Annotated in this window: 17 protein-coding genes; 5 read left to right on the forward strand and 12 right to left on the reverse strand. The window is 41.2% G+C overall.

Annotated features, from left to right (window positions below; all coding sequences use genetic code 11):
- Positions 1-54: 54 nt before the first annotated feature.
- The 11 genes from BFS30_RS12975 to BFS30_RS13020 all read right to left on the reverse strand — a co-directional run bounded on the left by BFS30_RS12975 (position 55) and on the right by BFS30_RS13020 (position 13266).
- Positions 55-1221, reverse strand: coding sequence for a FecR family protein (locus BFS30_RS12975; protein WP_069379686.1), 1167 nt, complete (start codon positions 1219-1221; stop codon positions 55-57).
- A 91-nt stretch (positions 1222-1312) separates the two neighbouring features.
- Complete coding sequence (locus BFS30_RS12980; RefSeq protein WP_069379687.1) at positions 1313-1879, reverse strand: RNA polymerase sigma factor; 567 nt, start codon at positions 1877-1879, stop codon at positions 1313-1315.
- 195 nt (positions 1880-2074) lie between these two features.
- A complete protein-coding gene (locus tag BFS30_RS12985; protein ID WP_069379688.1) occupies positions 2075-3229 on the reverse strand; it encodes a TlpA disulfide reductase family protein in 1155 nt (384 codons plus the stop codon).
- Positions 3230-3324: 95 nt separating this feature from the next.
- Positions 3325-4773 carry a RagB/SusD family nutrient uptake outer membrane protein gene (locus BFS30_RS12990; RefSeq protein WP_069379689.1) on the reverse strand — a complete coding sequence of 483 codons (1449 nt, stop codon included), beginning with the start codon at positions 4771-4773 and terminating at the stop codon, positions 3325-3327.
- A 20-nt stretch (positions 4774-4793) separates the two neighbouring features.
- Positions 4794-8495, reverse strand: a complete 3702-nt coding sequence (locus BFS30_RS12995; RefSeq protein ID WP_069379690.1) for a SusC/RagA family TonB-linked outer membrane protein — start codon at positions 8493-8495, stop codon at positions 4794-4796.
- A gap of 191 nt (positions 8496-8686) precedes the next feature.
- Positions 8687-9883: a FecR family protein gene (locus tag BFS30_RS13000; protein ID WP_083252030.1), complete on the reverse strand. Its 1197-nt coding sequence runs from the start codon at positions 9881-9883 to the stop codon at positions 8687-8689.
- A 52-nt stretch (positions 9884-9935) separates the two neighbouring features.
- On the reverse strand, positions 9936-10529 hold the full coding sequence (locus tag BFS30_RS13005; protein WP_069379691.1) for an RNA polymerase sigma factor: 594 nt from the start codon (positions 10527-10529) through the stop codon (positions 9936-9938).
- 77 nt (positions 10530-10606) lie between these two features.
- Positions 10607-10996, reverse strand: coding sequence for a hypothetical protein (locus BFS30_RS13010; protein ID WP_069379692.1), 390 nt, complete (start codon positions 10994-10996; stop codon positions 10607-10609).
- Between the two features lie 57 nt (positions 10997-11053).
- Positions 11054-11206: a hypothetical protein gene (locus tag BFS30_RS27730; RefSeq protein ID WP_157262913.1), complete on the reverse strand. Its 153-nt coding sequence runs from the start codon at positions 11204-11206 to the stop codon at positions 11054-11056.
- Between the two features lie 120 nt (positions 11207-11326).
- Positions 11327-12100 carry a LytR/AlgR family response regulator transcription factor gene (locus tag BFS30_RS13015; protein WP_069379693.1) on the reverse strand — a complete coding sequence of 258 codons (774 nt, stop codon included), beginning with the start codon at positions 12098-12100 and terminating at the stop codon, positions 11327-11329.
- 2 nt (positions 12101-12102) lie between these two features.
- On the reverse strand, positions 12103-13266 hold the full coding sequence (locus BFS30_RS13020; protein WP_069379694.1) for a sensor histidine kinase: 1164 nt from the start codon (positions 13264-13266) through the stop codon (positions 12103-12105).
- 407 nt (positions 13267-13673) lie between these two features.
- Between BFS30_RS13020 and BFS30_RS13025 the strand changes: the two genes are divergently transcribed.
- Together BFS30_RS13025 and BFS30_RS13030 are read left to right on the forward strand one after the other, a co-directional pair.
- The gene (locus tag BFS30_RS13025) at positions 13674-16820 is read left to right on the forward strand and encodes a lantibiotic dehydratase (RefSeq protein ID WP_069379695.1); all 3147 of its coding nucleotides are present in this window, start codon (positions 13674-13676) and stop codon (positions 16818-16820) included.
- Positions 16821-16915: 95 nt separating this feature from the next.
- On the forward strand, positions 16916-18016 hold the full coding sequence (locus tag BFS30_RS13030) for a DUF5700 domain-containing putative Zn-dependent protease (RefSeq protein WP_069379696.1): 1101 nt from the start codon (positions 16916-16918) through the stop codon (positions 18014-18016).
- On the opposite strand, the gene BFS30_RS13035 is transcribed toward BFS30_RS13030, so the two are convergent.
- The gene (locus BFS30_RS13035; RefSeq protein WP_069382418.1) at positions 17991-18422 is read right to left on the reverse strand and encodes a hypothetical protein; all 432 of its coding nucleotides are present in this window, start codon (positions 18420-18422) and stop codon (positions 17991-17993) included. The genes BFS30_RS13030 and BFS30_RS13035 overlap by 26 nt on opposite strands.
- A 198-nt stretch (positions 18423-18620) precedes the next feature.
- On the opposite strand from BFS30_RS13035, the gene sucD reads away from it, so the two are divergent.
- From sucD to BFS30_RS13050, 3 genes are all read left to right on the forward strand, one after another.
- On the forward strand, positions 18621-19493 hold the full coding sequence (sucD, locus tag BFS30_RS13040) for a succinate--CoA ligase subunit alpha (RefSeq protein WP_069379697.1): 873 nt from the start codon (positions 18621-18623) through the stop codon (positions 19491-19493).
- 143 nt (positions 19494-19636) lie between these two features.
- On the forward strand, positions 19637-20116 hold the full coding sequence (locus BFS30_RS13045; RefSeq protein ID WP_083252031.1) for a methionine-R-sulfoxide reductase: 480 nt from the start codon (positions 19637-19639) through the stop codon (positions 20114-20116).
- Between the two features lie 109 nt (positions 20117-20225).
- Entirely contained in the window at positions 20226-20624 is a 399-nt protein-coding gene (locus tag BFS30_RS13050) for a septal ring lytic transglycosylase RlpA family protein (RefSeq protein WP_069379698.1), read from the forward strand.
- Positions 20625-21001: the final 377 nt, after the last annotated feature.

A 21001-nucleotide genomic window follows, 5' to 3' on the forward strand; every position in this document is an offset into this window, starting at 1 on the left:
GGTATGTTTTTATCGGAACCGTTTGTCTTTTGCATCAAATAAATTAAAGTAACATTATCTCATTACGGTGATCCTCCTTCCTTCTATTTTAAAATGAACTTCCCCGGATGATTCCAGGATCTTCAACACCGAAGTGATGTTTTTAGAACGGGATATGGTTCCCAGGAAAGAGGTTTTACTGAACGTATCCTGATAGTGAATGTCTACATCATACCATCTGGATATTTTTCTCATGATGCTTTCCAGGTTCTCATCATTAAAGCTGAAAAGGCCATTTTTCCAGGCAATGGCATCATTTCCATCAACATTCCGGATATCAATATTCCCCTCTCTTAGCGTGGATTGCTGTCCCGGTTTTAAGATGAAGTTTTTATTCCCCTTATCGGAGACCCGAATGGATCCTTCCAGAAGTGTGGTTTTTGTTTGTCCTTCATCCTCATAACTGCTGATGTTAAAATGGGTTCCAAGCACCTGGGTTTCCTGCTTTGCTGTAACCACAATGAATGGCTTGTTCGCGTCTTTGGCCACCTCAAAATAGGCCTCGCCTGATAACTCCACTTTTCTCTTTGAAAGCATGGTGAAACTGGCAGGAAAACGGAGTGAGGAGGCTGCATTGAGCCAAACCTGGGTGCCATCAGGCAAATTGATCTGATATTTGCCTCCCCGGGGGGTGCTGATGGTATTGTAAGTATTTGCCACTGCAGCATTTCCGGATCGTTCTCCGGTCGGGGCAATTTCATAGATCAACTCTCCATTGGCTTTTTTGGTGATGGTTAGTCCTGCCTGGATAGCAATTTCCCCATTCTTTGAATGACTCAAGTCTATCTTTTGCCCATTGGCAAGTGTTAAAATTGCCTGATTACCTCCGGCTATGATTTTGTGGTTTGCAGAATCAGCAGCCATTTTTGAGGCCTGCCGGTATTGGAAGAAAAGAAATCCAATGGAAAGCAGCAAGATGGATACCGCTGCAATCCTTAAGAGCATCCTCATGCCAAGGCGGGATTGCTGAGGAGCCTGCATAAGGACATTAGGACGATCAATATCAAGTTCAATCTTCGTAAACAGCGTATTCAGCCAGCGCTCCTGTTCTGCTTTATTCATAGTTAACCATTCGTTATCTTCCTTGTTATAAGTTTCAAGCCATGTTTCTACATGTCGCTTTTCGGCTTCGGAACAAGTCCCATCAAAATAACGGTCCAGAAGATCTTTTATCTCATTCATTTCAATACAATTGAGGTTTGCTGCATTGTCGGATGAAAGAGTAAGAAGTACTATCCTAATTTAAAAAAAAAATGTTTTTTTGAAAGAAAGCTTAAAGAAGGAGCACAGAAAGCCTTTCCAGTGTCTCCCTAAGGGATTTCATCGCTGTCGTCAATTGATTTTTTACAGTCTGATCAGAGAGGTTAAGTTGTTCGGCAATCTCTGAAATGGTTTGATGTTCATTCCGGCTGAGCTTGTAGATTGCTCTGGTGCGGGGAGGGAGTTGCTCAATCGCTATATCTACAATCTTCCTTAGCTCTTTTGCTTCCAGTTCTTTTTCCGGATTATGACCGCTATGCATGGCCAGCGACTGAACGATGATGGCATACTCTTCCCGGGTAACATTTTTACGGATCTTATCAATAACCTTGTAGCGTACCGAGGCAAACAAGTAAGACTGCAGAGAAGTGTTAACCGGTATTTTGTTGCGGTCTGCCCATAAACCGGCGAAGAGGTCCTGAATCAGGTCTCTTGCATCGTTTAACGAATACAGTTTTGAACTTGCAAAATCAGTAAGCCGATGAGCATGCCTGCGGTACATTTCGGCAAAAGCGTCCCGGTCGTCCTGCTTGAGCAAGTCAACAAGTTCCAAATCTGAATTGGTCTGGTAAGATCGCATGTCCCCTTATCCTCCCCCTGGTAGAATTATGATGTTATTCGAACCCAATGTTAAATAATTTTTTCTACAATATTATGATTATGTAGCGATTAGAGAGGAGGGGACGATGCGGATAAAGAAGAGAGACCATCAAAAAAGTTAGCTAATGATATCATTAACTAATTTTTTTGATGGTCTCTTTGGGCTGAAAGTTTTTTATTTAATGAGCTGACTTAATTTTTTAATCAGTTCTTCTCCACGAAGGTTACTGGCAATAATTACCCCATTTGGGTCGATCAGAAAATTTTGTGGGATAGCCGTTATGGCGTAAAACCCTGCAGCCTGGTTTTTCCATCCCAATAGATCGCTTACCTGTGTCCAGGGTAGTGCATCGTCTTTCACGGCCTTTAGCCAATTGTCTTTTTTATCATCCAGAGAAACAGCCAGGATATCAAAGTTCTTATCCTTAAACTGGTTGTAGGCTTTTAATACACTGGGGTTTTCTGCACGACAAGGGCCGCACCAGCTAGCCCAGAAATCCAGCAATACATATTTTCCCTTAAACGAACTTAAAGAGACCATTTTTCCGTTTATATCCGGCTGACTGAAATCCATTGCTTTGACACCAACAGCGGTTTTCTTGACGATATCCAGTTTCTTCGCCATTGCTTTTCCATTTTCGGTATTTCTTAAACGGGCACTCAGGCTATTGAATAAAGGTTCAAAAGTTTTTGGTCTGATGATCCCGGCTCTTTGCTGAACCAGGTCAAAACTCACATAGGAGTCGGGATTGGATTTGATAAAAGAGATTTCTTTTTCTTCTCCTTTCTGACTTAAAGGGCCCATTAGTTTCTGAAGTTCCTGAAGGCGCTGAATGGTATCCATTCCTTTTCCCTGCGTCCGCACCAATATTGGAATCATTTCTTCTCTCAATGGGGCTGACTGATCCATTTCTGGTTTTAACAGCGTTTTTAATGCCAGGTACTCTGACTGTGTTTTTCCGGCTGTAACCAGTGCATCTTTTGCTGTGGATGCCCCTTTGATAGCGATCGTGCCTTTGTCCAGAAAGAAATCCTGTTCATCTCTTCTCAGCATTTTCTCAATGAAAGTTATGGAAGGGTCTGATACCACCGGCTTAAGGCTGATGGATGCTTTTATAGGTTCATTCCCGATTTGTCCTTTGAAACTGAAGGCCCCATTTTTTGTGAGGGTAGAATCTGCAATTCTTTTATCGTTCAGTCTGTAGTTTAGAAAGACTTTCATGTCTTGTTTTAATGCGCTGAAATTTCCATTTATGGAAAAACTATTTTGTGCGTCTGCGGTAAAAGCCAGAAGGCTGATGCCGGTAATCATGTAGCTTATTCTTTTCATTGTATATGGTTTTGATTATTTAAGTTAGAAGACCATCTCGGGCGCTGCTATACTTAAGACGAATGACTAAGGGAGAAAAACCCCTGTGTTTACAATTAAGGGTTGTCGGACATACCCGGATTGGCATGGATTACTTTTGCCGGGAAGCGTAATACGAATCTCTCCGCCCTTAGCGGGAAAGTTTCTATTACTTCTCCCGTTTCAGATAAGGCCTGATGTGAATAAGTTTTTCCTGCAAAAAGCGGATCTACAGACAGTCTGCGCATGTCAAACCAGCGATGTCCCTGTACTGCAAACTCCCTGATCCTTTCTTCCATAATGAATTTTACCATTGCGGTCTGATCTGTGATGTTCAGTTCTGTATCACCTGATATTCTATTTTTAAGGAATGCCTTTAGTATTGTTGTGGCGGCTGCCAGATCACCGGTACGGGCTTTTAGTTCCGCCCGGATCAGATACATGTCTGGCATGCTCATTCCCAACTGTACCAATAGCGGCCCTATTCTCCTTCTGAGACCTGTTGCTTTAATCGGAGTACCGCCATAATAACTGGTGCTCAGAAGTTTTAAACGCTGATCATTTGCTCCATACAGACCTACTGCCTGGGGAGTCAGCAATAAATCGTTGGAAAGAAAGGTGTAATTATTGGACAGCTGTTTAGGAAAGAGTACTTCCTGATTTTCTGTTACTGTACCTATGCCTAGTAAAAAGCTTAAAGGGCTGATTGCGGGATTGTATCCCCATGGACCATTGACGGCAAGCGTAACGTTGTAGTCATAAAGTTCTACTTTATATGATGTTGGAAGGTGAGCAAAAGCATTGTCCATCTGAACCAATCCGTCCTGATATTTTCCCATGAATAGATAGATTTTTGACAAAAGTGCTTCTGCGCCTGCTTTTGACATGCGGGTCCTGTTGCCCGCTGATATCGGCAGGGCAGGAATTGCGGCCTGAAGGTCACTGATCATAAAATTGTAGACCTCTTTTACAGATGATCTGTCGAATTTATTCAACGTAACATCAGCAGACAGAACGATAGGGAAGCCCGGATCTGTAGCTGCTGTTGCTTCCAGATAGGGTTTCCCATAATAATTGATCAGCATAAAATAAATCCAGGCCCGGTTGGTTAAGGCTTCCGCTTTTAAAGCCAGTTTCTGCTCTTCTGTTCCTCCATCGGCATTCATCACCTCATTAATGATAATATTATAGGTGTAGAGCTGTTTCATCAGGGTTTTGATTTCAGAACCATCTTCATTGGGCTCATAAATCACATCTGCATATTGAAAAGACCTTTTAGATTTTAAGGAAAGCATGTTCTTAAAATAAGGTTCCACAGAGCTGATTTCATCACCAAGAAACAGCTGCCCATCGACTTCAGCCACATTAAAAAAAGGACTGTTCAATAACAGATGGTAATCGTTGATCTGCTTGGCGATCAGTTTTCCTTTTGGTTCTACCTCCAGGAATTCTTTTTGACAGGAAGATAATCCTGCCATCATCAGTAAAAGGATGAGGGTATATATTTTAGTGACTGGTGTTTTCATTTGAGAAATTTTAGGAAAAGTTAAAAGCTGATATGTGCACCCAAAGAGATGCTATGCTGTGCGAAAGGAGCTGTTCTTATTCCTCCGGCAACGGATCCGCCCAATGCGTTGTGAAACTCCGGATCAATTCCGTAGTGATTTGCTTTCCATAACATCACATTAGATAGCTGTGCGCGGAAACTGATGCCATCAGCCTTTAATTTATCGGTTAACCGTTTTGGTAAGCTATAGGCAAGGGTAAGATCACGAAGTTTCAGGTAAGCTGCATCAAGGACGTTGATATCTGCCATGGTATAATAGGAAACGTCTCTGGCTGCCAGACTTGCGGATCCTGACGGAATATAACCTGGAATATGGGTCTTCCCTTCATCTCCGGGATTTTTCCAGCGGTTTACGAATTCTGCATTGATGTTTCCATTAAAGTTGAAATCAGAGAAAAGAGCTCTTCCTGCATATAAGGAATTTACGTCCCTGCGCATGACATGTCCAAGGTTAAATACCGTATTGATAGTTAATGAAAATGCTTTATAACCGATAGTATTGCTCAGTCCTCCGCTCCATCTAGGTTGAAAACTACCCATATACCTGACATCTTCTGGTTTGGCAGCATTTAGTGCTTTAGTAACCGTCCCGTCATTCAGCCTGATCTGAGGATCTCCGGAGCTGTCCAGTCCCGCATACTGATAGGCAAATACGGAAAATGCAGAATACCCCGTCAGATAAGGCTTATTGATTTTATCGCTGCCGAGCACAATCGGACTGGCCGGGTTTAAACTTGTAATCTTATTCTGGTTAAAACTTAAAGTAAGCAGGGTATTCCATTTAAGATCGCCGCGGACCAGGTTTACTGAAGAAAGGTTCAGGTCAATACCGGTGTTCTTCATGTCTCCCGCGTTTCCGATAATACTTGGGAATCCGGTGAAAGGATTTAAATCCATGTACCCAATCAGGTTTTCTGTCTTCTTTTTATACCAGTCTATGGTTCCCTTTAAGCGATAATTTAGCAAACTGAAGTCCAATCCCAGGTTAAGGTTTTTAGTGGTTTCCCAGGTTAAGGTTCTGTTGGCAGGGGTAGAAAGGTTAAGTCCGACGCCTCCGGGATAAAATGGATTGTTCACCGAAGAGAGAATATCTTTGGAAGCTGCGGTTCCCGGATTTGGTGTATTTCCGGTAATTCCATAACTGCTGCGGATGACCAGCGCATTTAACCAGGAAAGATCTTTCATAAAATTCTCTTTTCCCATTTGCCAGGCCAGACCAGCACTCCATACCGGTTTGTTCTGCGCAGATTTATCTTTTCCAAAAAGGTTAGACTTGTCTACCCGTGCTCCTCCGTTGATGGTGTATTTGCCCGCATAGGTATAACCACCGTTGGCATAGTAAGAGGTAAACCGGGCATCGGTTTCAGTTTCATTGTATAAGTCATTGGTCAGGATGCTGTTCCCCAATCCGCTTGGCATCACGGGATTGCTTAATCCCTTTAAAGAAAGCGTTGCATAATCAATCAGGGCATAGGATAACAATTGGCTATTGTAGCCCCTGACGGTAGTTCTCGTCTGGTTTAAGGTTTGTTTTTGTACTTCTTGCCCAAGCAGGAAGGTAATCTGATGGATCTTTTCTTTCCAGGAATGATCATAAACCAACTGATTTCTCAAAGTCCAGTCCTGACTTACGCTATTGGTTAATGTATTTCTGCCACCTGAAGCTGGCAGATAATAAGTCGGCTTGCCATCTGGAGTAGTTGCGGCTACCGTAAAAGAAGTCAGCTCCGATCGTACATTGTAGTTGTTCTGCTCCAGAAAGCTGACTGTTTTATTCAGAGACCTGCTGATCCCGAAGATGCCTTCATATCTTAACCCATTAAAGAGATTGGCCGTAATGCCGGAGGTTATTCTGCCCCGGAAAAGGTTATTCCTTGTGCTGCCGGTATTGATTTCGTCCAGAGGATTGTACTTCAGGCTAATCAGGCTTTTGTTCTCGTAATTGGTTCTTAGCTCATCAATGCGGTATAGCCAGGATAGATCTGCATTGCTGCCATCAGTATTCCTGAACATGGCGTAAGGTAAGAAACGGATATCCGGGCTCAGGGTGTTTTTTGAGCTGCTCAGGTTATTGCGCAGATCGATAATCAGGTACATCTTTATGCGGTCATTAAATTTGAAGTCCTGACGCAGGTTGAGGCTATAGTCGTCATTCTTTGATCCTGGTGAATTGTTTTGGTTTCTGCTGTAGGCACCTGAACCATAAAAACTGTACTTCGTTCCTCCACCGGATAGGGAAAGGGTATGGTTCATGAGTGCCGAATTGCGGTACCATAATTCTTTTATCTGCGATAAATTAGACTGACCTGCCAGTATGTTTAGCTGTTCATCTGCCTGGGCCGAAGTAATTAAGCCCTGGTGTTGACGATAAAGAATCAGTTCATGTGGAGATACGGGAGCCAGTCCATTACCTGTCCGTGGGTTGATCACCGTTGCCCAGGGATTTAAAACCGGGTCGAAAATTTCCCTGGCGCTTTGGATAAACTGGTTGCTGTTCATGGTATTCAGGTATTCTAGATCCGGTTTCCCCTGAAAATTGATAAAGCCATCGTAGTTTACCTTTAATTCTCCGTTGCTTGTTCCTTTTTTTGTCGTGATGACAATCACGCCGTTGGCTGCTCTTGAGCCCCAGATGGAGGCAGAGGTTGCATCTTTCAATACCGTGATGTCTTCTACATCGTTCGGATTTAAGGTGCTGACATCGGTTACGGGAACGCCGTTGACGACAAAGAGCGGATCCCGATTGGTAAAATCACTAACGGTACTAAGCCCCCTGATGATAACAGAAGAACTTCTTTTGCCGTTGATAGAATTTCCGGTTGGGCTTGTGGAATTGTTAATAACTAATCCGGGGATGAGCCCGTCAAGACGTTGAATGACGTTCATAGAACCAGAACGGTTTTTTAATATATCCATGTCCGGTTTAGCGATGGCCCCGGCACTTCTTTCCCTGGAAATAGACTGGTACCCGGTGTTCATCGTGACAGCAACTTCCTGTAAATTTCCTGCATCCGGGAGCATTTTTATGCTGCCTAAATCTTTGGCAACTTTCGTATAATGAACCTTATAGCCCAGGAATGAGATGATCAGTGCGGCTTTTTCATCCACATCCTTCAGAAAGAAATCCCCGTTTTTATCACTGATTGCTGCCGCATTCCTTCCCTTTAGACTCAGGGAATAGTCGCCGGTCTTTTTATCATTTTCGCTTTCACCGATTACAATACTAATGGTGGCGCCAACAAGCGGCCTTCCCATCTCATCGGTGATTCTGCCTTTCACATCGATTGTGGAAAAGTATGTGGATAACCTGTCGATAAGTGATTCTTCCTTTTTTGTCAGGACCACAGTGTTCTGTACAATTTTATACGTAAAGGGGAGTGTTTTAAAACATTCTTTTAATGTCTCTTCCAGTGTTGCATTCCTGACACTGATACTGAGGTTCCGCGCTTTAAGGTCGTCTGCATTGTAAAAAAATAAGTACCCGCTTTGCGATTTTATCGATTGGAGTACGTCCTTTAAAGGGAGGTTTTTCCCGGATAGGTTTATTCGTTGCCCATAACCTGCAGCACTGGCTTGCATCAGGGTTATAAAGAGCATAAAGGTGATCAGTTTTATCATCAGCAATATTTTGGATGATCCCCAATTTCGGGGCATAGCGGTAGTAATCGCATTAATTTTCATTAGTTTTGCGTTAGTTTGAGTTCATACTGAAATGGTTATAGCAATTGTTTTTGCGTTTTACTCAGGCTCTGCCGGAAAGTGCTTCAGACCCATTTTCCGGCTTCGTAATTTTAAAACGCGATGATGCTCATGTCTTTTGTAGTCGTCTTTTCATTTTTGGTTGTTTTGGTTTAGGTTGTTAATTGTGGTGGTTATTTAATGGATACGATGATTCTGGATTGCTGTTTATCTCTGCCCTTGCCTTCAATCCTGAATTTCACTTTGAAACTGCTTAGGATTTCCAGAAATTCAGAAGCTTTAATATTTTTAGAGACTTCACCGCTAAACCTTTGCTGCGACATCGTACCTTCGAAAACAACAGGAACATCATACCATCTGGAGAATTCAGTCATGATCATTTTCAGGTCTGCATGATTAAAGCTGAAGAGGTTTCTCTTCCATGCCATTACCGCTTCAGTGTTCACCTGGGCAAGGGTTATTTCTGTTCCTCTAAGGCGGGATTGTTGTCCCGGGAGAAGTATTTTCTGAGTTGAAGGATGGGTTAAAGGGGAGACGCTCACGCGGCCTTCCAATAAGGTCGTCAGTGTCTGATGGTCATCCTGATAGCTATTGACGTTAAAATGAGTTCCCAGGACTTTGATTTCCTGCTGATCTGTGCTGACAAGGAAAGGCTGGGCTTTACGCTTGCTCACCTCAAAGTAGGCCTCGCCGGTTAGCATTACCCGTCGTTCCTGACTGGCAAATTGAACCGGATATTTTAAAGAAGAGGCTGCGTTTAGCCATACTTTTGTTCCATCGGGCAGGATGACCTGATATAGTCCTCCTTTAGGGGTTGATATGGTATTGTAGCGAAGTTGTTCATTTTTAAGGGAAGGGGTATGTTCCTTTGTGGTGTAACTGATCTGGCCGTCTCCTGATTTCTCCAGGATAACGCCGGCTTCGGTAGCCAGTTTTCCTCTCCCGAGATCGGTCAGCGAAATTTTTGAGCCATTAGCTAAAGTAAGTACTGCCTGATGTTTCCCAGGCAATAAGTCGGTACCATTAACGAGGCTGACACTACTTTTCGGGGGGTGTGGCTGGGTATAGAAAAAGATGCCAAAGGCGATCAGCGCTACTGCTGCGGCGACCGCATACCAGAGTCTGTTTTTTATAGCGACCGGCTGCTGATCCAGCAGATCAAGCCTGGATTCCAAAGCCTTAATAAAATCAGGGGAGGGTAATTCAAATACCCCGGTCTCTTCTTCAAATTGCAGGTAATGTTCCATCACCTCTTCCAGTTCGGCAATAGTTGCAGTTTTTGTCCATAGGATGAACGCTTCGTGCTGAAGCGGACTGTACTCATTCCGGGCATATTGTTTTAAGAAGAGGGGCAATTGAATTTTGTCCATATCAGATATGACGAATGAGATTTATGAAAGGCCCCCTGCGGGTGACAATAATTTATGATAAGGCTTCCAGTAACAGGATCAGAAGCCCGGCAGGGATTCCCCCATGTTTGTGCATGTACTCTCTTACAAATGTAATGGCGGCATAGAGTTGCTTTTTTACTACGGATTTGGAAATAGAGAGTTCCTGGGCAATCTCATCGAGAGAGAGCTCCTGTTGGGTACGCATTAAGAATATCTGCCTTCTTTTTTCGGTTAAATGCTGGATGGCCTCTTGGGAGAGCGCCAGATAATCTTTATGATTGATCTGATCTGAGGTGCTGTCTTCGAGCGGTTCGGTTTGTGGGCTGGCCATTCTGATGACCTTGTTTTGGGTTTGCAGTCTTCTGAGATGATCCAGTAGCAGATTTTTGGCAACCCGGTATAAATAAGGTTTCAGATTCCGGACTTCAGGAAGAGAAGTCCGGTTCTCCCAGATTTTTACAAAAGCATCCTGAACAATTTCTTCTGTTTCTTCCTTTGATTTCAGGAATAAGAATACATGACGGTAAAGAGGTTCGTAGTAGAAGGTATACAATAGGGCATAGGCTGCCCTATCTCCACGTGCACAACGTTGTTTGGTGTCTTCTTCATCTATGCCTTCTTGCATCTTTTTCTATAAAATTTTCCCCGGAAAAGGCCAATGATAGAAAAAAATAAAAGACAATCCAATATTTTTTTACTGGATTAAGCAATCTTACTGACCGATTGAAGCTGGGTCATTACTTCATTAATGGCCTGTTCAAAAATTTGATAAGAGAAGGGTTTATTGAGTAATTGAAGATAGTCGATCCCCAGCGAATCTACATATCTTTCGTTATGAGCAGTGGTGATGACAATACCTCCATATTGATTGATCTGGTTATCAATTTTAGTATAAATGGGTAGGGGGCTATTGATTAAGTCGAGAAAAACAATATCAACTTTTTCATGGGCATCAGCTAAGACATCGTTTACAGAAGGTTTGGACCATTTGATTTCTATTAACCCCATTCTCAGGATATACTTTTCCAGGAGGGAGTAAGCAAGCGCCTCGTCTTCTATAATTCCGCAGGTAAAATACTTTGTCCCTTCCATTAATTAATTATTCGGTGTATTGTATATGTTCAATTCCGTTTAGCACAGATCTTTAGGCTAAAAGGTGGTGGTTAATACTGCAATATCAAAGCAAAGTTTGGAGGTGGTTGGAAACAGCGTAAAGTCATCCTTGTGGGAATTGACAGTCAGCTTGGAAACTGTTTCTTTTTTCAGGTCTAAAGTCTTGGAGGTTTTGTTCAGTTTTTTCATGTCTTATGTTATTTGATAAAATCAAATAAACAAAAGCAGGTATAGAAAGGAGATTTATTTCGACGAATTCACAGTAAATTTCGACGAATTCACAGTAAATTTCGACGAATTCACAGAATTTTATAATGCACCGCCATCCAGCAGTTCCTTAATTACTTCTTTATAACGGGTGCCTATAGGCAACTCTCTGTTGGTTGTCAGTTCTATTGTGTTTCCTTTAATGGCTTTTACAGATAGCTTCCGGACAATAAATGAGCGGTTTACCCGTAAAAATTCTGCGCTTGGAAGAAGTTTCTCGATTCTGGTCATCGTCATGTGCGTAATGAGCATTTTAGTTGAGGTATGAATCTTTAAATAATCCTTCATGCCTTCCACAAAGTGAATCTCATCAATAGATACATTGACATACTTCTTGTTTTCTTTAAAAAGAATCTGTCGGTTTTTTAACTGAGGTTCATTTGAAGCCGTTTTTTCGGATTCATTACTTTGTGGATCTATCGCCTGTGACTTGGCATTGAAGTTCCCATAAGCCATTTTTTCTCTTACTTTGTTGATGGCTTTGACAAACCTTTCGAAGGTGATCGGCTTTAAAATGAAATCCAGCACATCCAGATCATACCCGTCAATTGCATATTCAGGATAGGCTGTGGTGAGGATGATCATCGGTTTATAGGTGCTAAAGGTTTTAATAAATTCTATACCTGTCATTTCAGGCATATTGACATCCAGAAAGATCAGGTTGGGTCGAAGGGTAGATACCCTTTCCAGCGCTTCAATGGCATTCTCGCATTTTGCTAAAAGATTTAATGAAGGGATACGGTTGACGTATTTTTCAATTAATTCTTGTCCCAGATGCTCATCGTCAATAATAATACACGAAATGCTGTTTTCCATTTTTACCAGATTTTTAAAAGGAGGTTGTAAGTTAGTTTATCTTCGATGATTTCAAGCAGGTGACGATCGGGATATAGAATATTTAATCTTCGTTTTGTATTGGCAAAGCCTATGCCACCCACACTTTTGGGACTGCCATTTGCCGGTTTCAGGTTACTGATCTGGAAACAGAATTCATTTCCATTGTCTATGGAAGCTTTGATTTTTATCCAGGAATCTTTTGCAATCTTATCTACTCCGTGTTTAAATGCATTTTCCACAAAATTGATCAGCAGCAGGGGAGGGATTTTAAAATCTTGCGTATCCATAAAATCCATTTCTATAGATAACCTTTTGCTATGTCTGATGTTCTGGATATCGATATAACTCTTAATGAAATTTAATTCTTTGTTCACTTCAACTTCTGAGGTGTTGGAATCGTAGAGGGCATAGCGCATCATATTGGATAAAGAAAATACAATAGAAGCAGCTACTTCATCCTTATCCTCTATCAGAGAATAAACGCTGTTTAGGGTGTTGAAAAGGAAATGCGGGTTAATTTGTGACCTTAGGAAATTTAGCTCCAAAGCCAGGTTATTCTTTTCAAGTTTTAATTTTTCGAGCTTGGATTGAAAGGCTACCCTGAAAATTTTAACCGTAAGCGGTGGAAATAAACCCAGGCCTAATTGCTCGAAATGAAAGTAAAGAACGTCTGTATCTTTAATAAAAGTCCAGAGGCCTAAATGAGAAATATTTTTAACAAAAAACCTGTAATAGGGTGGCATCCCTTCGCGCAGATTGATGTAATTATATAGCAGGTATACGCCAAGGCCATAAACCAGTAGGGTAACCACCAGAATGAGCAAGATCCAAAGACCTATTTTCAGATCGGATATCTGGCGGCCCAGTACATAGGAAATGCTATAAAAGCAGGCGAGGATGATGGTGTATTTCTGAAATCCGATCATATAAGTCGCTTCGGGATGTTGATCCCCTGCAACCCATTGTGCCTGAAAAAGAAACCATTTAAAAATGCATACCCAAAAAATGACATGCACCGCAATTGTTACCGCCCTGTTTCTATTTGTTCCAAGAAGAATAGCTGTTGTTTGACTAACTACATTTGACATCACAATATTTTTACGAAAGAGACGTATAATTGCATTGTAATATAATTTTTTAGTCATTGAATTCCAAATTCAGCTATTTTTTAATTAATTCTAGTCTAAGCGCCAGCTTAATAAATTTCGACTAATGTGAAGATTGCTTAGACGAATGCGATAATTCGATCTGAAATCATTTGTAAAATAATTTAGTCGACGTCATTTGAACAAACGTCTAAAAATTACCTGCATTCATCTAAATAATTTCAGGCTCTGATTTTTTTGCTGCTACTTTGAATCATAAAGAAAAGACGTTTACCATCCCTGAGCTGCAAAAAACAAGTGTGACGGATATTGGAACCCCCGGATTGAAATCATGCTTGTTGAATGCGGTTTTTTAAAAAGGATTTAACATAATAATTATCCCTGAGTAAGTTCTCAAATTGTTCGTATTTTAACCCGGTCACCGGGTTAAAATTGAACATATCTGTATGCAGAACAAACTTACTTTAGCACACGCCGAATATTATCTTTTAAGACGTCCACTACTCCCAGTTAATGTGTTTTTTGAAATCAATGAACTGGTGAATCTTAATTATGACGAATTTGAGCAGGCTTTACTGAGTAAATATACCGGGAATCCGGAGCTGATGGAGGCCATATATACGGCTTCCCCGGAGCTGTATGCCGAGTTTTTCAAAGTGACAAGGAATAACGCAAAACCGGATTCCAGGTTAATGCTGACGCTGTATAAATATTTATCCAGGATGAGCAGCCGCTGTACTCCCTATGGTCTCTTTGCTGGCTGCTCGACGGGCAGAATCGGAAATCAGACTAATATTTCCTATAAAAATGCAGTTCACAGAAAGGAGTCCCGCCTGGACATGAACTATGTCAATGAACTGATCAATCATTTGCAATTGATGCCGGAGTTAAAGAGAACATTATCCTATAGTGTAAACACAAGTCTATATGCTAAAGGTGAGTTCTACCGCTACATTGAATATCAGATCGAAAATAAAAAGAGACAATATACCCTGGCATCGGTAAGGAAAAGTGAATTTCTGGAATCACTGATTGATGCAGCAGGTAATGGGATGAGTTATCAAAACCTCCTGGATTTGCTGCTAAAGGCAGCGACTACCGTAGAAAAGGAGGAAGCCGAGACTTTTCTCGATGAGCTGATAGACAGCCAGATCCTGATTAGTGAGCTGGAGCCGACGATTACTGGTGAACTATACATGAATACCCTGCCGGACCAGCTGGTTAACAAAGTTAGCCTTCAGCTGATTGAAAACATCAGAAAAATCAATGTCTTGTTGGAACAAGGCGGAATAAATTCATTTGAAGAGGTTTATCAGATCATAAATGAAAACTTCGTGACCTGCCAGTCAAAGGATCTGATACAAACAGATTTATTTTTTGATCACCAGGAAAATCAGCTGAGTGCTGAAGTAACCGGTGAGATTACGTCTCAGCTTTCAGAATTATATGGTTTATCAACAAAAGCGGGATCTGAGGATCTGGATGAGTTTAAGCAACGTTTTTATGAAAGATATGAAGACCGTGAAATTCCCTTGTTACAGGCGCTGGATGGAGAATCAGGAATAGGGTATGGGAGATCCGGGAAATCCGATCATTTGCCTTTATTAGAAGGAATAGAACCAGGTGTAAAGAAAGCAGCGAAAACGACAACCTGGACGGCTTTAACTTTAATGGTTAATAAAGTATTTAAAAGGGCGATGGAAGCAGGAACTGCAATAGCCGATCTGTATCCCGGGGATCTGGAAGAATTAGAGCTGCGGGAGGACCTGGAAGCAGATGTACCCTCGAGCCTATTTGTTTTTGGTTCTGTCTTAGCCTCTTCCTCAGCTGAGCTGGACGCTGGAAATTATCAGTTTTCCCTTTCCAACTGCTCCGGGCCATCAGCGGCTAATGTATTAGGCCGTTTTTGTCATGGGGATCAGGTGCTGTTCAAGAACGTACTGGAAACATTGCGGGAAGATGAGCCGGATGATGAAGGTAAAATTTATGCAGAAATTGTGCATTTGCCTGAATCAAGAATAGGAAATATCCTCCTTAGACCCACACTTCGAAATTATGAAATCCCTTTTCTGGGTAAATCCTCCAGACCATCTGAAGAGCAGATCAGGATTCAGGATATCATGGTTTCTTTGAAAGATGGGCGGATTGTACTCAGATCTGTCCGGTTAAACAAAGTTGTTATTCCCAGATTGTCAACTGCCCATAATTATAGAAACGGGTTGCCGGTTTATCGTTTTCTTTGTGATTTGCAGAAAGATGGGCTTTATCATAGCCTTTACTGGGACTGGGCCAATCTGAGGGATTCGCCTTTCCTTCCACGCGTGGTGTATAAAAACCTGATTTTATGCAAAGCTTCATGGACCATCAACAGGCTTGCTTTGAAAGACCTTACCGGTAAATTCGAGCTGGACGAAGACCGCCTGATTACTCATTTAGCAGCAATGAAGGTGCCCAGATATGTCTGTATTGCGGAATATGATAATGAGCTGCTGATTGATTCTCAAAATAATTTAGGAAGACAGCTTTTATATCAGGAACTGAATAAAAAAGGAGGGGTTAAGTTGACAGAGTTTCTTTCAGAACCTGGTAAATGCTTTCTGAAAGATGTAGAAAACCGGGGATTGGCGAATGAAATCCTATTCCCTGTTTCCAATAAAAAAGGGGTGCTTAAATATATTTTGCCTGAGGTTTTAAAACCGGTAAAAGTTCAAAGAACCTTTATTCCCGGTAGTGAATGGGCTTATTTTAAGTTATATGGTGGGACAAAGACGACAGAAAAGGTGTTGGTAGAAAAGATTCGTCCATACCTCGGAGAGTTGATTGATCAGGAAATCATTAAAGGGTGGTTTTTTATCCGGTATACCGATCCGAACCATCACATCCGGTTACGGATCCGGATGAATCCGGATAAAACAAATGAGGCTAATCAGATGATTTCGGATTTCTGCGGATTACTTAAAACAGATGTTGAAGAAGGTGGATTGTATAAAATTCAGCTGGATACTTATGTGAGGGAGCTGGAGCGGTATGGGCCTGATCATATCGAAAATTCAGAAACCTTGTTTTATTATGATAGTGTTGCGACCGCTGAGATTTTAAATATGATTGAAGGGGATGCCGGGGAATCATTCCGGTGGCTTCTGGCAGCAAGGGGCCTGGATGAATTGTTAACCGACTTTGGGCTGGGGCTGGAGGATAAACTCGGGGTGTTTGAAAAGATCTCGGACACCTTCTTTAAAGAACACCATGGAGGTAAAGCGCTGACTGTAGCACTGAATGAGCAGTTTAGAACACACCGTCAATCAATCAGAAGTTTTCTGGATCCGAAGCAGGATGAGGATAATGGGATTGAGGAAGCTACTGCTGAATTTGCTAAAAGGACTGCCGGTACAAAAGAAGTGATTAAAGCCATATCATCTTTGTTTGGGGGACATTTTCCCGCTGATAAGAAGGGTTTTTACTTATTGACGAGTTATATACATATGTATATGAACCGTTTTTTTCTCTCTAAACCCAGGCAACATGAACTGGTGCTTTACACCTTAATGAAAAAGCATTATCTGGCCGAGCTGGCTATTCGTATGAAGTCCTGAATTCATTCGTCGACGAAAAGCTGAGCTTAGTCTAAAAAATTGCAATATCATTGTTTATTTATCTTGCTTTGGGACATATCCACAAGTTATCCACAATGAAGAGAGTTTTCCTGAAAATCGCCAGCGCTTTCATCTGCCTGCTCCTTTTTGGAACATGGACCGTAAAATCACAAACCATTCATCTGGAAGCACTGGATGCCTATTGGAAAATCGCAGCGCACTTAAAGCAGGGAGATACCCTGTCCAGGCAGGAATGGAAGCAATTTCTGGACCTGGATGGAAACAAACAATACGTCCAAAGCAAAGGTTTCGATGAACGTTTTATAGAAAACTACCGTCTGGCCATGCAGATCGCTTATATGCCCCAGAATCTGGAAAAGGTGCAAAAGATGCTGGAAAGAAAATTTGACCATTGGCTGGTATACAGAGTACATCAGTATAAAGTACATGAGCAGGAATTAAAATCTTATGCCATGCGTCTTAAAACGCCTGCCTATCTGGATAGTGTGTATAAGAATGCCTGGAATTGGCTTCCGGAGCGGTTACATTTTAAAAAAACTGTTGATATTTATTTTATTGGTATTGACAACGACGTGTCGGTTCAGAAAGGCGCAGTTGTTTTTACAGCCTGGTCTGCTTATGTTCAGGATCATTTAAAGTATGGCAGTAAAGCAGGACATGAGATGCATCATATCTTACGTGGGGCTTTCAGCACAGCTAAGGTTAATCCGGCTGATGAAGGTTTGCTGTATGCATTAAATGCAATGCTGAATGAGGGAACAGCAGATATGATCGATAAAAAATACCTGCTTGACCATTTACAGGAATTGCCGGATGAATATCAGTCTGACTGCTTTTTATTGTCGGGTTCAGCACAAATTATCGGACAAATTGATTCCTGCATTCAGGTAATGGCGGAATCCGGAGCTGAAAAATTCAATACGGTTGAACAGTACCAGAAACTATTGAAATATAGCAATGGACATAATCCTGGTTACTTTATGGCAGAGGTCATTACCCGAAATGGTTTTAAAGAAGAGCTGCTGGAAAATATCCAAAACCCCTTCTATTTCCTTAGATTGTATGATAAGGCAGCAAAAAAAGACAAGCAGCATCCGGTTCAGTTTTCTGAACTGAGCATGAACTATTGCCTGGCTTTAGAAGCCAGACTTAATCTTCATCAACCACAACGCTAATGGTTTTATCGAGCTTGATGGTGTGTACAACTTTCGTTTTCTCACTATATACCACCACTCTTGTTTCATCCAGATATTGTACCAGGCGATAAGGAGAGGACAGCTGAACATACCTCCATTGTGTGTAGAATTGTTCTGAAAGCACTTTTTCCTGTGGCAGGTAGGTGATCACGATTTCAATATCCGTAACAAGGTCAATAAAAAAATACTCATTGGTTTTCAATATTTTTTGTGCGGAAGGAGATTGCTTAAATTCTGCGATTGCAATTTCCCTTAAAGCGCCGGAAGGCTGGCTCGGATTTTTATTGATCACATCCACAATCAGGTTGTTGACTTCATTCTTCGTGGCCAGAAACTTTCCGTTTCCCGTTTTGGTGATTTTAAAAAATATTTTAAGCGGCTTCATTGCATGTGTTTTAATTCCTGCAAAGAAAGAAGTATTTGTCTTTTTACACGAAAATAATTCTTTAAATCCTGGAGATACGGGCCTGAAGATCGATTGATTGTGATTTAAAAATAAATAAAATGCGATTGTAATAAAAATGGTAATGCATTTGACAATCCATTTCAATTAGCTTAGATTTGCACAAAAAAAAATAGATACATGAGTGTTTTAGTAAATAAGGATTCAAAAGTTATTGTTCAGGGTTTTACTGGAAATGAGGGTACTTATCATGCCTCTCAAATGATAGATTACGGAACTAACGTTGTTGGTGGTGTAACGCCAGGCAAAGGTGGCCAAACTCATTTAGACAGGCCCGTATTTAATACGGTAAAAGATGCGGTTGATAAAGCCGGTGCCAATGTATCTATCATATTCGTTCCGCCAGCTTTTGCTGCAGATGCCATTATGGAAGCTGCTGAAGCAGGAATTAAAGTTATTGTTTGTATTACTGAGGGTATCCCTACAAAGGATATGATTCAGGTTAAAGAATATATTTCTGACAGAGACTGCCGTTTAATCGGTCCGAACTGCCCGGGTATCATCACTGCTGATGAAGCTAAAATCGGTATTATGCCAGGTTTTATTTTCAAAAAAGGTACAGTAGGTGTGGTATCTAAATCAGGTACCTTAACTTATGAAGCAGTTGATCAGGTGGTTAAAGCTGGGTTAGGAATTACTACGGCTATCGGTATCGGTGGTGACCCAATCATTGGAACAACTACTAAAGAAGCGGTTGAATTGTTAATGAACGATCCTGAAACTGAAGGTATCATCATGATTGGTGAGATCGGTGGTGGTATGGAAGCTGAAGCTGCGCTTTGGATCAAAGAACATGGTACTAAGCCTGTTGTAGGATTCATAGCCGGACAAACTGCGCCTCCGGGACGTAGAATGGGGCATGCTGGTGCAATCGTTGGTGGTGCTGATGATACTGCTGCAGCAAAAATGAAAATTATGGCTGAATGCGGTATCCGTGTAGTAGAAAGTCCTGCTGAAATCGGTGAAGCAATGGCTGAACTATTGAAGAAATAAGAAGATCTTCTTGTATAAATCAAAAGCTCTGGTGAATTTTCATCGGAGCTTTTTTTATGGAATAAGGATGACCAAATTATGGCAGAACAGGAAAACTATAAAAATACTTTAGCCGTATATTGTATAAAATAAAGGAGGCACACATGAAGACCCTGATCAATAAAACATTTATACTGGCAGGTTTGTTAATCTTAACCAGCCTGACCGCTTGCGCCCAGAAACAAAAAAAAGAAGATTCAAAAAAAACAACCAGGAATATGGAGTGGAATAAATTAACAAAAGAAGAAGAGGATGTGATTGTACGTAAGGGTACGGAATATCCAGGGACAGGAAAGCTGTTGAATAACAAGGAAAAAGGCACCTATATCTGCAGACGTTGTAATGCACCATTATATCGTTCTGAATCCAAATTTGAGTCGGAATGTGGCTGGCCGAGTTTTGATGATGAAATTAAAGGTGCGGTAGAGAGAATTGCAGATGCAGACGGCATGCGTACGGAGATTGTATGTGCAAATTGTAAGGCGCATCTCGGACACGTATTTATCGGGGAGGGATTTACTGCTAAAAATACCAGGAACTGCGTGAACTCTATCTCCATGAGTTTTGTGCCAGATAAGAAATAGTTTATTTTATAATGATATTGCTATGATGCCCGATGATAAACTGTCGGGCATTTCTTGTTTATCAGGGAGGAGTTTGCTTATGTTTGTCCCTTCACCAACAATTATAAATATGAAGTACTGTTTATTTTTATGTTTGATGTTGTCTTTCGCGGGCATCTCTGCCCGGGAAAATTTCAGGAAGCAAGAGACAGAAGCAGACTCCACTGTTCGTACAAAAACTGGATATGCTACTTATTATGCCCGGAAATTTGAAGGACGCAAAACAAGCAGCGGTGTAAGGTACCGTGCAAATAAAATGACTGCAGCACATTTATCATTACCCTTTGGAACCATTGTCACGGTAACCAATCTATCCAACGGTAAATCTGTTGATGTGAAGGTAAACGACAGAGGTCCGCACAGTAAAAAATACATCATCGATCTTTCCGCCGGCGCAGCGAAAAAACTGGGCTTCTTCAGGATGGGACATTCAAAGGTAGAGATCAGCTACCAGCTCCACAGAGAATAGCTTTTTAACTTTAAATCGTCTATAGTCAGTTTCTTTATATTTATTAACATTACTGCCAAAGTACTGGAATTGAAAAAAAGAAATAAATACCAATTTTCAAGGTAACTGATGTGTCAAATTCCGTCCTGCGTGTTGATAAATATGACCGCTTGTTAACAACTTATGTACACGAATCAAGGTCTCAGACTTTATATTTGTTATTACAAAGTTCTTTAATAAATCACATCCAGATTTTTAGTTAAAGGTTTAATATTTAGTTGCTTAAGGTTGTTATAAGATTTCATTTCTTTTCCTCTTTTTACGACTAAGTATGGATTGCACGGCTGCTGGAATTTTTAAAGGCTTTTCAATTATCCTATACATTTACCAATTAAAAA

Origin of the sequence: Pedobacter steynii (genome assembly GCF_001721645.1) — a bacterium.
GTDB lineage: Bacteria > Bacteroidota > Bacteroidia > Sphingobacteriales > Sphingobacteriaceae > Pedobacter > Pedobacter steynii_A.

Bases quoted from the DNA above. Each gene is read 5' to 3' on its own strand.
- BFS30_RS12975 (WP_069379686.1), bottom strand. From the start codon at position 1,221: ATGAATGAGATAAAAGATCTTCTGGACCGTTATTTTGATGGGACTTGT.
- BFS30_RS12980 (WP_069379687.1), bottom strand. From the start codon at position 1,879: ATGCGATCTTACCAGACCAATTCAGATTTGGAACTTGTTGACTTGCTC.
- BFS30_RS12985 (WP_069379688.1), bottom strand. From the start codon at position 3,229: ATGAAAAGAATAAGCTACATGATTACCGGCATCAGCCTTCTGGCTTTT.
- BFS30_RS12990 (WP_069379689.1), bottom strand. From the start codon at position 4,773: ATGAAAACACCAGTCACTAAAATATATACCCTCATCCTTTTACTGATG.
- BFS30_RS12995 (WP_069379690.1), bottom strand. From the start codon at position 8,495: ATGAAAATTAATGCGATTACTACCGCTATGCCCCGAAATTGGGGATCA.
- BFS30_RS13000 (WP_083252030.1), bottom strand. From the start codon at position 9,883: ATGGACAAAATTCAATTGCCCCTCTTCTTAAAACAATATGCCCGGAAT.
- BFS30_RS13005 (WP_069379691.1), bottom strand. From the start codon at position 10,529: ATGCAAGAAGGCATAGATGAAGAAGACACCAAACAACGTTGTGCACGT.
- BFS30_RS13010 (WP_069379692.1), bottom strand. From the start codon at position 10,996: ATGGAAGGGACAAAGTATTTTACCTGCGGAATTATAGAAGACGAGGCG.
- BFS30_RS27730 (WP_157262913.1), bottom strand. From the start codon at position 11,206: ATGAAAAAACTGAACAAAACCTCCAAGACTTTAGACCTGAAAAAAGAA.
- BFS30_RS13015 (WP_069379693.1), bottom strand. From the start codon at position 12,100: ATGGAAAACAGCATTTCGTGTATTATTATTGACGATGAGCATCTGGGA.
- BFS30_RS13020 (WP_069379694.1), bottom strand. From the start codon at position 13,266: ATGACTAAAAAATTATATTACAATGCAATTATACGTCTCTTTCGTAAA.
- BFS30_RS13025 (WP_069379695.1), top strand. From the start codon at position 13,674: ATGCAGAACAAACTTACTTTAGCACACGCCGAATATTATCTTTTAAGA.
- BFS30_RS13030 (WP_069379696.1), top strand. From the start codon at position 16,916: ATGAAGAGAGTTTTCCTGAAAATCGCCAGCGCTTTCATCTGCCTGCTC.
- BFS30_RS13035 (WP_069382418.1), bottom strand. From the start codon at position 18,422: ATGAAGCCGCTTAAAATATTTTTTAAAATCACCAAAACGGGAAACGGA.
- sucD (WP_069379697.1), top strand. From the start codon at position 18,621: ATGAGTGTTTTAGTAAATAAGGATTCAAAAGTTATTGTTCAGGGTTTT.
- BFS30_RS13045 (WP_083252031.1), top strand. From the start codon at position 19,637: ATGAAGACCCTGATCAATAAAACATTTATACTGGCAGGTTTGTTAATC.
- BFS30_RS13050 (WP_069379698.1), top strand. From the start codon at position 20,226: ATGAAGTACTGTTTATTTTTATGTTTGATGTTGTCTTTCGCGGGCATC.